Raw genomic sequence first — 12,713 nt, forward strand, 5'->3', positions numbered from 1 at the left:
CCATATCCCCCCTTCCTTATAATTTCTACATCAAATCCAGATATCCTTCTGCTATTTTACTAATCCCAAAATCTGCCTTGCTTCATCAGGCCCAGCCACTTCTCTGCCGCATTCCTTGGCAATTCTCGCAATCCTTGCTACCAGTTGAGCATTGGACTCGGCTACTACGCCTTTGGTGTAAAATATATTATCCTCAAAACCTACTCTTACATGTCCTCCCATGACAATCGCCATGACTGCCAAAGAAAGCTCAAATCTTCCTATGCCTGCCACAGTCCATGTGCTGTCCTGGGGAATGCTGTTGGCCAGGTACATGAGATCTCTGGGTTCTCCCATGATGGCCCCCGGAACTCCCATGACAAAGTCGAAATGTATAGGCGTTTTCAAAAGTCCCTTTTTTACCATTCTAAGAGCATTATCTATCATTCCTCTTTCGAATATCTCTATCTCAGGCTTTACACCGTTTTCCATCATCACCTTTGCAAAACTTTCCATGTATTCTTGGGTATTCATAAATACATCCGGACCGAAGTTGCAGGTGCCGGCTGTCAAGGATGCCATCTCCGGCTTTAAAAGCGCAGGCTGTATTCTTTCCTCAGCAGTATGCCATACAGCGCCGCCAGTGGACGGTTGAAATATGATATTGCATTTGGCCGCAATCTTTTCTTTGATTTCTCTGTAGACCTCTATATCCTGAGTCGGGGTTCCGTCAGGCTTCCTCGCATGTACATGCACTAGAGAAGCCCCTGCTTGGTAAGCCTCATAAGCAGCTTCTGCAATCTCATCGGGTGTGATAGGCAAATTGGGCTGTTGCTCTCTGGTAACCTCAGCTCCCGTTAAAGCAGCTGTTATTATTAGTTTATCCATTTATTCTACCTCCTATAACATAAAAAGTCGAATGTATTATAGACTATTTCCTTTGCTTGTCTTTAGGAACTACGCAAGTTCCGCTGGCTCTGCAAACGATTATGGGGGTTTCCAGGACTTCAGCAGCTGAATCATTTATGTCCGGTCTGGAATGGATAACTTTTCTTGCTTCAAACTTCATCTTTCTTGAAGTATTTCCTTCCTTCTCTATATAGCCTTCCGCTTCTATGTAATCGCCGGCATAAACAGGAGCAAGGAATTCAACTATGTCATAAGCGCAAAACAAGCCTTCATCTCCATCATTTCTGATCAGGAGCTCTGTGGCTACATCCCCGAAAAGACCCAGCATTCTGGCACCATCCACTAAATTGCCGCCGTAGTGGGCATCATGGGCACTCATTCTCAACCTGATAACAGCTTTTTCCATTTGTTCTACCTCCTTTTTTTGCTGACCACCGCAAGGACTGCAGGCAGTGACAAGGCTTATCCCTACGGTATATCAATGCTTTTATATATATGCTTTTTTCTACATATACACAATCCCAATATATGCGCATATATATATTCAATACATATTTCTTTAATCCTTTTTTTTATGTGAAATTTTTAGCGTGCTGCACCCAGAAAACCTTTTATCTCATCTATCAACAGCTTCATCTTATTTTCCGCAACACCCTGGGATGAATCCGCCACTCCTATATAAATCTTCAGCTTAGGCTCCGTGCCGGAAGGCCTCATGGCGAACCAACTTCCATCCTCAAAAACAAAATACAGCACATTATCCTTTGGCAACTTTATGGGCCCTTCATATATCATATAATCCCTTACCTCGGATATCGCTAAGCCTGCTGCAGTTTTCGGAGGCTTATTTCTCATTTTGTCCATAATGCGGCCGATTTTTTCAGCGCCTTCCTTACCCTTAATCACCAGCGAGATTAGCTCCTCCCTGTGATAGCCATATCTTTCATATAGCTCGGTCAAGGCATCATAGAGCGTCATACCTTTACTCTTGTAATAGGCCGCCATTTCAGATATGAGCATTGAGGCTATAACTGCATCCTTGTCTCTGACAAAATTGCCTGCCAGATATCCATAGCTTTCTTCATACCCAAATACAAAATGCTTCCCGCCCTCTTCTTGCTCCTTGATCTGCTGAGCTATATACTTGAACCCTGTCAAGGTCGATACTACCTCTATGCCGAAGCTCTTTGCAATCCTTTCCGTCATTCTTCCCGTCACGATGGTATCTATCATGAAGCTTTCTTTTTTCAGCAAGCCCTTTTCCTTTAAGGAGTCAAATATATAATGCCCCAGCAGGATACCCGTCTGATTTCCTGTAAGCTTCAAATAGTCAGCATTGTCTTTTTTTACTATGACCCCAACCCTATCGCAGTCCGGATCTGTAGCCAATATTAAATCTGCATCCATTTTTTTTGCCATGCCTAAAGCCAGGTTGAAGCTCTCAACCTCCTCCGGGTTTGGATACTTTACCGTAGGGAAGGAGCCGTCCGGTTTTTCCTGCTCCGGAACCACATAAACATTCTCAAAGCCGACTTCTTTTAAAACCCTTCTAACAGGCATATTTCCGGAACCGTGAAGGGGAGTATATACGATTTTCAAATCCGCCGCTTCCCTTATTGCTTCTGGATTCAGCGACAGGGATTTCACCTTATCTATATATATCTTATCCATCTCTTCGCCTAGATAATGGAGATTGTCAAAGCTCTCTAAGGCACATCCGTCCAGGCATTTTATCTCTGAGAAATCCGTTATATTATTTATCTCCTCCATAAGCTCCTCGGCTATGGGAGATACTATCTGCCCTCCATCCTTCCAATAAACCTTATACCCGTTATATTCAGGAGGGTTGTGGCTGGCAGTTATCACTATGCCCGCTGTGGACTTTGTCTGCCTTACTGCAAAGGACAGCTCCGGTGTAGGCCTGAGGTCTTCAAACAAATATACTTTTATTCCGCTTGATAAAAGCACTCCTGCAGCCTCCTCGGCAAACTCCTTTGAAAAGTGTCTGGAATCGTGTGCTATGACCACAGAAGGCTCCTTTTCATTTTGCTTGATTATATAGTTTGCAAGCCCTTTGGTGGCCCTGGCTACTGTGTATTTGTTCATCCTGTTGGTTCCCGCTCCTATCACACCCCTTAGGCCGCCGGTGCCAAAATGAAGATCCTTATAAAAGCGATCCTCAATCTCCTTCTCATCATTGGAAATTTCTATTAACTCCTTTTTAGTATCATCATCAAAATTCTCTCCGCTTATCCAATCTTCATATCTTTTCCTATAATCCATAAAGAATCCTCCTCTTGTAATTGCGCCAAAAAACTTTACCTATTATAATATAGTATACTTTCCCGGGATAAAATAAAACCTCTGCAGCATTAAAACCACAGAGGCAATTTTTATTTATTGAGTATAACCGTTTGAGCCTTAATGCCTTCCATATCCTCTATTCCTATAAGGTTAATGCTCTGCCCCGGAGACAGCGCATCCAGAGACAGAAGATTAAAGGACATATCTCCTATCTTTGCGTCTCTCATAAATACTTTCTTTTCTGATGCCGTGCCGTCTTGTACATCATATACATCCACGATCATCAATGAATTCAACAAATCTACCTGCTTTACGATTGCCTGGATATTCACCCGCTTTGTCATATCCACAGTAGAAATTTTGTCTATCTTCCCCGATATCACCTCTACTTCAACATAAAGGCCCGGCCTCAAAGAGTATATATCCGACAGCTGCCCGTTTATTATAACATTTTCCTTGATGAGGTCTGCAGGCAGTGTGTATTCTGTCAGGCTTTTGCTTTCATTCTCCAGCACTATCTTGGGCTGAGCATTTCTGGTATATGTAATGGTGTCTATTATTCCTTGGTCCTTTGTCGTTGTTTTTGTGCCGTTGTCTGTATTGTTGATGGGAACGTCTATATTCTCTTCATCCTTAGGGGGTGTCTGAGTATTCCCGCTTGGCACAGAAACAACAGGCGGTTCTGTGCTTACGGTGGTAGAGACATATTCAGCGCTTGCCAGATCCAGCATCTTAGCAAACATAGCACGAGTCACCGGAGTATCGGGTCTGAAGAGTCCTTCTGCGTCACCCTTGCCGTCTATCACACCTATCTTTATCATATGATCCACATATATTTTGTACATCGAAGGTATCGCTAATGCATCCTTATAGGCAAGGGTAACCGGAGGCTTTGACGTATCAAGCTGAACACCAAAAGCCCTGCCTAAATAAACGCACACATCCAGCTTCGTTGCCTTAGATTGGGCCCCAAACTTATCCATTTCAATCTCACCCTGAATTATACCTTTTTCAAGGCAAAAGGCAGTCTCCTTTTGTGCATAATCCGGCACCTTATACTTATCCAATACTCCTTTATGCTTGGCAGTTATATCGCTTAAATCCATATTAGCAATACCCATCATCCTGGCTATGCTTATGATGGCGGAATATTTGTTCACTGCAGTATCCGGGCTGAATTTGTCCGATGTGGTCCCATTCATGAGCCCCTTTTCATTAACGCTTATAATATGGGTCTTAGCCCAATTCTTTTCGATATCAGTAAAGGGAGTTTCGGCAAATGCCACGGTCGTAGTGCTGATAAAAATTGTTGCTGCTGTTAAAATTGCTGCTATCTTCTTGTACTTCAAAAAAATCCCTCCTATGTTTTTAGTTACGAGTTGCGAGTTACGAGAGCCAGGGTATTCCTTCTGGGTCCAGGGAACGGGGAACACGGATTAACACGGATCTTTTCACGGATTTACACTGAGGAAAATGATAGTTGCTAATTAAGCTATATTGGATTATATATGCTATGTGCTGAGAATATTAAGTGTACCTACCGTGTTAATCCGTGTTCTCCGTAGCCTCCTGCCTCCAGAGCCCAACCCTAATTCCCTGAGCTCTGAATCCTGAGCCCTAATCAAATATATATTCTCCCCTTCTCCCCTATTTTCCTTCTTTATTTTCCAAGTCCGACAACTTTTACATTTATATTACGTCTTAACATAAAGAGTTGCCCCGAACCTCCTTTACATATATACTAAATGTTAGAAAGATATATAGTTTTTGACGATGTTTCCAGGAGAAAAGTTCTTAAAATCTGACAATGGAGGAGGAAAAAGATGAAAAAAATCAAATTGACAGCACTACTGATGGCAGTAATACTTATCTCAGGCAGCATATTACCCTCTGCTGTCTTCGCCGACACCATAGGCAAAGAAGCAAAAGCCTGTGAGGCTCTTGGAATCCTGGTAGGCCCCGACGAAACGCAAGGCGTTACATCATCCTATCTGGCTTCTACTCCTACAAGGCTCCAAGCTCTTATTATATTTCTAAGGATTAAAGGCCTTGACGAGGATGCCTTTAAGTATGACGGTGACAATAACTTTATTGACGCCAAAGACTTGCAATGGGTAGTAGGAAGGAATTATCTTGCCTACGCCAAGGATAACCCTGAATTAGGCTGGGTAGGCGGCACCGACGGCAAGTTTTCGCCCAACAAATTCATTGATGCCAAAGCCTTCTACAAGGTAATGCTTGAAACCTTGGGCTATAAACAGGATTTGGATTTTACCTATGGAGATACTCTTAAATTTGCCGAAACTATAGATCTCATAACAAGCGCATCAAGCATTGAAAAGCAAACAGGCTTTACCGTCAATGATGTTGCAAAAGCCATTTATGGCACTCTCAACACCAAGCCCAAGGGAGAAACGAAAAAACTCATAACCATAATGACGGAAAAAGGCATAATAGATGAAGCAAAAGCTGTGGCGGCAGGCTTCAAAATCGACATTACTCCTGTAAAAGTCTTGAGCTTCGACAGAATATCAAATAACAAGCTGGTACTGGAGCTGGAACAGGAAATCCCCGTAAGCAAGGATGACATAAGCATAGTATCAGAGACCGGAGACAGGCAGATAACCATAAACGATGCATCGGTAATAGGTAAGAAAGTGTACATAACTACTGCTGATGTGGCTCCTTTTACCGCCTATAAACTATCTGTAGACATGGATAAGCCCGTAAACGGAATGGCAATAAAGGGTTACAATATAAAATATGTAGCTTTGCCAAAGGATACGGAAAAGCCAAAAGCTACAGTGGAAATCATCAGCAACACCGTGATCCGGCTCAGCTTTGACGAAGAAGTACAAATATCCGATGCAGAAGATGTAAGCAACTATACGATCAAAAACGATCTATATATATATAACGCAGAGCTCGATCCTGCCGGTAAAGTCGTAACTCTGACCACGGCGCCTCAAAGAGAAGGCTACAAATATTGGCTCACAGCACAGAATGTGAGAGATATATCCGGCAATACCATGGAGTATCTCGAAAAAACCTTTACAGGCATGCCGAAGGATATAATAAAGCCCTCTGTATATACTATAAAAACAGACAGCAACAAAAGCATTTTGGTTAAATTCACAGAGCCCGTAAATAGAATAACAGCTGAAAGAATAGAAAACTATATAATAGAAGGAAATGCCCTGACCATCGAGGAAGCCGTCCTGGATGAAACAGAAAATGAAGTGACTTTGACAACATCAACTCAAAATCCAGGCAGCTCATACAAAATTACTATAAGAAACATTGCCGACTTAGCCGATAATGTAATGTATGATATCACCAGGAGCTTCACAGGAGCCTCCAGCGACTCCTCCAAGCTGACAACCTCTGTAGTAGCATTTTCCGGCAATGAATTGGAAATAACCTTCAATAAGAGATTAGACAAGGCTTCAGCGGAAAATATCGAGAACTATATTATTGATAATGACCTTCAGATAACAAAGGCCATATTAGATGGCAGCGGCAAGACGGTAACCCTCATTACAGAAGATCAATCAAACAAAAAATATAAGCTGGAGATCAGCAATCTACAGGACATAAACGGCAACGCTATAGGCTATTACACCGCCTACTTTATCGGAAAGCCGAGCAATACGACTCCTTTGTCATATTCAGTGAAAAGCGGTAAGGGTGCGGTAATCATCACTTTCAATAAAAGAGTGGATAAGGAGACAGCAGAAAATGTCTTCAACTATGAGCTGGACAGCAGCCTGGGATATGCAGCCAAAGCAACTTTAGACAGCGACGCTACGGGTGCGGTAGTAACCCTGCTGACCAAGACTCAGGAAAACGGTAAAATCTACAGTATAACTGTAAAAAACGTAACTGACTATTCGGGAAAAACCATAAGCACCGATGATAAGGTTGCCAAAAAATCTTTCATCGGCTTTGGAAGTTCTGACCTCGGAGGTTTGAACCTCCATGCCATAAACGCTTATGATGTGTCTACCATTGATATATTCTTCGATAAAGAGCTGGCAGAGGATGAGCTGAAAGATTTGGAAGTAACTATACTATCGGAAGACGGAAGGCGATATGCCGTTCCTACGGGCCTGAAATACCAAAAATATTTTTCTGCCGATAAGTCTACAGTAAGGGCTCAATTTAAAACAGATTCTTCTACAAAGCCGGAGATATTTGAATCCGGTAAAATTTATGAGGTGAGGGTATCCAATATAAACAGGCTTTATGAGAGCAGCGATGGAAACATCAAGGCTTTTTCCGGCACAAACCAAGCCAACGAAGCACCTTATATAACAGATGCATATGCCATGAACAGCACCGCTGTAGAAGTCACATTCTCCAAGCCGGTAACAGGCATAAGCCCTTCCCAGTTCACCATCAGCGGTGTGAGGATTGCGGATGCATCTGTGAAATATAATGAAATAACTACCTCAGTTACTTTATACCTGAGCTCCAGTACGCCTTTGAAGGATGACGTCAATTATAAGCTGACACCCAGAAGCGGGATAAAGGATGCTGCAGGCTACAGTTCTATAGTAACCTCGGGAAATCTCTCATACAAAGAATTTGCCGGTAATTCATCTTCCAATGAAGCACCTGTTGTTCAAAACGTAGTTGCTTTAGACAAATATACTGTTACGGTAGATTTTAGTGAACCTATAGTCCTCCCCGGATCTTCCGGTTTCTCAATCAGAAGGACACCCAGCGGCGGTTCCTCAATCGTAGTGTCAGGGACCATTCTCTCTGATGACAAAAAAACTGCTACTATATACCTGAATTCATCCAATGGAGCTTTATCCACAGATTATAGCTATGAATTGTCCCTGAATACCAGCATAAAAGACCTTCAAGGCCTGGCTATAAGCTCCGATTACCGAAAAGTAGAATTTGAAGGCAGCGATGTAGACCTGTCAGATTTCGGCATAATGGCCTATTCTGTGGGTTCGGACAATAAAACCATAACCTTTATTACAAATAGACCTATAAAGAATACAAGCATCAGCATGGACTGCTTCGAAATTACCGGGGCCTACTATTCAAAGAGTTCCTCAGATTCTGTAGAGGTATATGGCAGAATGATAAAAATAAAACTAAGAAATACATTGCGCAGCAATGATACTGTAAGCATAAAGCTTACAAACACAGGCAGATCGACTATAAAGGATTTGAACAATCAAAACTTGAATATGGATGAAATCGAATTGTCCACCAATTAAAAAAAGCGCGGTCCCCCGCGCTTTCTTTAATATTATGTACTTTGTCTTATTTAGCTGCTCTTTTCACTGCAAGCTGGACTATATTTAATTCGCCTTTAAGCTCATTCATAATTTCCTTATGCTGTTCTTTATTTATCTGAGCATGGGCTTCAATGGCCTCAAAAGCTTCTGATACTTTATCATCGATGCCTTCAAGCCTAAAATCTATTTTATCCAATCTTCTTTCTGTGCTTTTCTTAAAATCTGTCATCTCAGCCTTAAAATCTGTCATCTCAGCCTTAAAATCTTTGAATTCATTATAAAAGTCTTGAAAAAGCTTCAATAGTTTTTCTTCCATGAAACTCACCTCTCAACCACATATTAACAAAATATCATAGATAATTCAATAAAAGACTTAAGAATATATCTTTTCCTTCTTCTTTTCACTTTATTTTTTAAGAAATATTTTATCTAAAGATCATTTTACCATTGATTCTAAAAAACCGTCTTCACAGCTTGGCATGTCTAAATTCGCAGTTTAAGTTTACATAAAACATTTACATAATGTTTCCTTCATTTCACTAATAGCCCATTACAAGCTTGTTACAATCTATTACAGTTCAATTACACAGGAAGGAATTCAGCTTCGCGTGTAGAATTATGTTAACTGTCGTATAAGACAAAACAATTTTCTAAACACGAGGAGGAAAAATACAACATGAGCAAAAAAATCATCGCGCTTGTCCTTGCATTTGCTATGATGTTTTCTACTATCACAGTAGCATTTGCAGAAGAAGCAATAAGCTCCGAAGCTAAAGCACTTGCCACAGTTGGCATGCTCGAAGGCGACGGCAACGGCGTGACTCCTGAATACACAGCCAAAGTAATGGACAGGTTCACAGCCGCAATATCACTTTTAAAATTAAAGGGACTTTATGCAGATGCATTAGCATTCAAAGGTGAAGCTAATTTCGCAGATGCACAAGATCTCAAATGGGAAGAAGGCAAGAACGTCCTTTCTTACCTCAAAGCTAATCCTGGATTAGGCTTTGCAGGCGACCCAACAACAGGCAAATTTATGCCTTTTGTAAACATCGATGAGAAATCCTATGTGAAGGTACTGCTTGAAACATTAGGATACAAGCAAACTACAGCCGAAGTAACCGGTGACTTTGCTTGGGAAGAAACTATTTCTTTCGCAGGAACAATCGGCTTAAAAGCAACAAATGCAAATCCTTTCACAATTGACGCTCTTGCAAAACTGACAGTATCAGCTTTGAAGGCTCAAATGAAGGATGGCAAAATCCTTATCAATGTTCTAGTTGAATCAGGTAAGGTTGACAAAGAAAAAGCTATAGCAGCAGGTCTTTATGAAGAATTAACAGCAAAGGTTGAATCCGTAAAAGCTATAGGAAACACAACAGTTGAAGTTACATTTGACGGCGAAGTCAGCGCATCCTACGCAGAAAACAAAGCTAACTACAAAATAGCAGGCTTAGAAGTTAAGTCAGCAACATTAGTGGCAAAAGATGCAGTAAGACTTGAAACAGCAGCTATGACAGCAGGTAAAGTATATACTTTAGAAATAGGCGAAGAAAAGGTTAGCTTTGCAGGCTTGGCAAAGGTAACAGGAACTCCTGCTTTAACTAAAGTAGAAGGCACAGATACAGAGAAAGTAGAATTAACCTTTGACAAAGTTCTTGACTTTGCATCAGCAACAAACGTTGAAAACTATGAAATCGCCAATGTTAAAGTTGTTAAGGCAGAGCTTGATGTTGACAAGGTGACTCTTACTACTGAAGGCCTTACAGCTAACAAAACCCATACTATAAAAGTAAAGAACATAGCATCAGTTGATGGTGCAGTATTAAAATCAGCCAGCAAATCCTTCTTTGCCAGAGTTGATAAAGTAGCACCAAAGCTTGAAGGAGTTTCTACAAAAACATTTACCAGATTAACTGCTACATTCAGCGAATTATTGACTAAAGAATCAGCTGTAGATTTAGCTAACTACACAATCAAAGCCGGTAAAGATGCTGAATTAGAAATCCTTTCCATAAAGGATATAACTGAGAGTGACGCAACTAAGACTACAGTTGAAATCACAACAGCACCTCAGAAGACAAGCGTAAGATATGAACTGGTTGTCAGCAATGTAGTTGACAGAGCAGTAGTTGCCAACGTAATGGTTAAAGAAGGCAAAGTGACCTTCACAGGTAAAGGCGAAGACAAAACTGCTCCAACATTTGCAAGCTTTGACTATGTTTCAAAGAACATCGTAAAAGTTAGCTTTACAGAGCAAGGCAATACCAGACTTGACGAAGAATCCGCGTTGGATGTTAACAACTATTCATTCAACAATGATGTTGAAGTTGTAAAAGTAGAAAAGATACCTGGTGAAAAAGAAGACTTTAGAACTGTTTTAGTTACAGTTTCCGATCTTGATGCCAAAACTTACAAATTAACAGTATCAGGCGTTAAAGACGAATATGGCAATGAAATGAAGACAACAGAAAAAGCAAAAACATTCAGTCCTAAAAATGTAGTTGCAGCTCAGGTTTCAAAAGTATGGGCTAGCGACAAAAATGTAGTTAAAGTATTATTCACAAAAGATATCAACAAAGCTGTAGCTGAAGACATAACTAAGTACAGCGTAGATGGCAACATGGGAGCACCTGTTAAGGCTGAATACTCCATCAGCGCAAAGACATTGACTTTGACAATGGGTTCCAACTTAACAGCAGGCAAATCATATAAGCTCACTATAACAGGCTTGGTAGACTTAGCCGGATATGCCGTAAATGCTAAACCGACATTTGTTGGAGTATCCACAGCTAATGATATCGAAGCTCCTACAGTAGAAAGCATAGAAGCTCTTAACAACAAGGTTGTTAAAGTAATATTCAGCGAACCTATGCAAGTTCCGGCTAATATAGCTGACTTAAAGCTTACTGTAGAAACAGGCAAAACAATGACTGCAAAAGTTGCATATGAAGACAATACAACCTTTGAATTCTCCTTTGATGATTCAAAAGTATTGGAAGACAAAGAATATAAAGACACATTAGCTTTCGTTGGAACTTATAAAGACGTTGCAGGAAACGTTCTGGACGTTACCAGTGAAGACAGCGTTCTTGAGTTCTACGGTGACAGCTACGCTCCTGAGAAGATAACTCTTGACGGAAGCGATCAGACTTCAGTAAAATCCTTCAAGCTGATATTCAGCGACAGAGTGGATAAAAACACTGTAAATGCAGCAGGATTAACAGCCAGCTATGCTCAAGCAGACAGCAAAGATGTTAAAAACGAAGTAGTTCTTTCAAGCACATCCAAGCTTAAACTTGGCAAGACATATATAGTAGATTTGTCAGCAGTAAAGAGCATCCATGGTATAGGCGTTGAATATGGTGATGAAAAGAACCTTGAATTGGTGGCAGATCTTGAAGATGAAGAAGCACCATATATCGAAAAAGTTGAAGCAACTTATAGAAATGAAGTTAAAGTAACTTACAATGAAGATTTGAACTACGGCGGAAAATACACCATAACTTACTATGACAACAATGGAAAAGAACAAACTATAGGCACTGGCCTTACAGCAGCTCCCGTAGATAATGTTGTTACACTTGCTTTGTCTAAGAATCTCGAAGCAGGAGTAGTATACACTGTTAAAGTTACTGCGGCAGCACAAGACCTTGCAGGAAACAAGAGCGAAACAGACGTTGAATACACCTTCGACGGAACAAACGCAGTTAAAGTAGGCAACTATGTAACTGTAAATGTAGTAAACGGTACTACAATTGAAATCAACTCCTTCTCCGGCTTGGCTGCAGGCAAATATGCAGTTAAGATCGCAAACGGAGACAATGTAGTGCTTGACCTGAAAGAAGTTGAAGGCGGAGAAGACACCAGAGTAAATGTAGCAGAAGGAGCTAAGAAAGTTGTAATAAACTCCATACCTGCAGCAAAAGCTCTATTAAGCGGTGCAACTTATACCTTGACATTCGGCAGCTATGAATGCGCATTCAAGGGCATAGTTGAAGACAGCATTACAGTAGTTGTAAACGGCGACAATATAGAAGTATCATACGATGGCATGAAGCTTAACGACACAGTATATGTTGGAGCAAACAACGAAAAAGTAGAAGCAGCAGAAATGACAGCAGGATATGTACAATTTGCAAAACCAGCAGACACAACCGACATATATGTTGTAAGAGACGGCGTAGTATTATTCTTCTTACAGGGCTTCAACCCTGCTGAATAATATACAGCAATTAAAATACCCGGTGGATTTCCCACCGG

Annotated in this window: 7 protein-coding genes; 2 read left to right on the forward strand and 5 right to left on the reverse strand. The window is 41.0% G+C overall.

What is annotated here, in order from left to right; translation table 11 throughout:
- Nucleotides 1-51: 51 nt before the first annotated feature.
- From kce to AC4HCY_RS19915, 4 genes are all read right to left on the reverse strand, one after another.
- Nucleotides 52-867 carry a 3-keto-5-aminohexanoate cleavage enzyme gene (gene kce / locus AC4HCY_RS19900; RefSeq protein ID WP_491094978.1) on the reverse strand — a complete coding sequence of 272 codons (816 nt, stop codon included), beginning with the start codon at nt 865-867 and terminating at the stop codon, nt 52-54.
- Between the two features lie 43 nt (nt 868-910).
- Complete coding sequence (gene kal / locus AC4HCY_RS19905) at nt 911-1,294, reverse strand: 3-aminobutyryl-CoA ammonia lyase (protein ID WP_491094979.1); 384 nt, start codon at nt 1,292-1,294, stop codon at nt 911-913.
- A 179-nt stretch (nt 1,295-1,473) separates the two neighbouring features.
- On the reverse strand, nt 1,474-3,171 hold the full coding sequence (locus AC4HCY_RS19910; protein WP_323433540.1) for a phospho-sugar mutase: 1,698 nt from the start codon (nt 3,169-3,171) through the stop codon (nt 1,474-1,476).
- A 110-nt stretch (nt 3,172-3,281) separates the two neighbouring features.
- A complete protein-coding gene (locus tag AC4HCY_RS19915; RefSeq protein ID WP_323433539.1) occupies nt 3,282-4,541 on the reverse strand; it encodes an S-layer homology domain-containing protein in 1,260 nt (419 codons plus the stop codon).
- A 474-nt stretch (nt 4,542-5,015) separates the two neighbouring features.
- On the opposite strand from AC4HCY_RS19915, the gene AC4HCY_RS19920 reads away from it, so the two are divergent.
- Nucleotides 5,016-8,429 (forward strand): Ig-like domain-containing protein, encoded by a 3,414-nt coding sequence (locus tag AC4HCY_RS19920; protein ID WP_323433538.1) that lies wholly within the window; start codon nt 5,016-5,018, stop codon nt 8,427-8,429.
- 46 nt (nt 8,430-8,475) lie between these two features.
- Here AC4HCY_RS19920 and AC4HCY_RS19925 read toward each other — a convergent pair whose 3' ends face one another.
- The gene (locus tag AC4HCY_RS19925) at nt 8,476-8,766 is read right to left on the reverse strand and encodes a hypothetical protein (protein ID WP_323433537.1); all 291 of its coding nucleotides are present in this window, start codon (nt 8,764-8,766) and stop codon (nt 8,476-8,478) included.
- Nucleotides 8,767-9,126: 360 nt separating this feature from the next.
- Between AC4HCY_RS19925 and AC4HCY_RS19930 the strand changes: the two genes are divergently transcribed.
- Nucleotides 9,127-12,675, forward strand: a complete 3,549-nt coding sequence (locus tag AC4HCY_RS19930; protein WP_491094980.1) for an Ig-like domain-containing domain — start codon at nt 9,127-9,129, stop codon at nt 12,673-12,675.
- Nucleotides 12,676-12,713: the final 38 nt, after the last annotated feature.

Source organism: Lutispora sp. QWL-02 (assembly GCF_058315355.1).

Coding starts and splice junctions, on each gene's coding strand:
- kce (WP_491094978.1), bottom strand. CDS start 867: ATGGATAAACTAATAATAACAGCTGCTTTAACGGGAGCTGAGGTTACC.
- kal (WP_491094979.1), bottom strand. CDS start 1,294: ATGGAAAAAGCTGTTATCAGGTTGAGAATGAGTGCCCATGATGCCCAC.
- AC4HCY_RS19910 (WP_323433540.1), bottom strand. CDS start 3,171: ATGGATTATAGGAAAAGATATGAAGATTGGATAAGCGGAGAGAATTTT.
- AC4HCY_RS19920 (WP_323433538.1), top strand. CDS start 5,016: ATGAAAAAAATCAAATTGACAGCACTACTGATGGCAGTAATACTTATC.
- AC4HCY_RS19925 (WP_323433537.1), bottom strand. CDS start 8,766: ATGGAAGAAAAACTATTGAAGCTTTTTCAAGACTTTTATAATGAATTC.
- AC4HCY_RS19930 (WP_491094980.1), top strand. CDS start 9,127: ATGAGCAAAAAAATCATCGCGCTTGTCCTTGCATTTGCTATGATGTTT.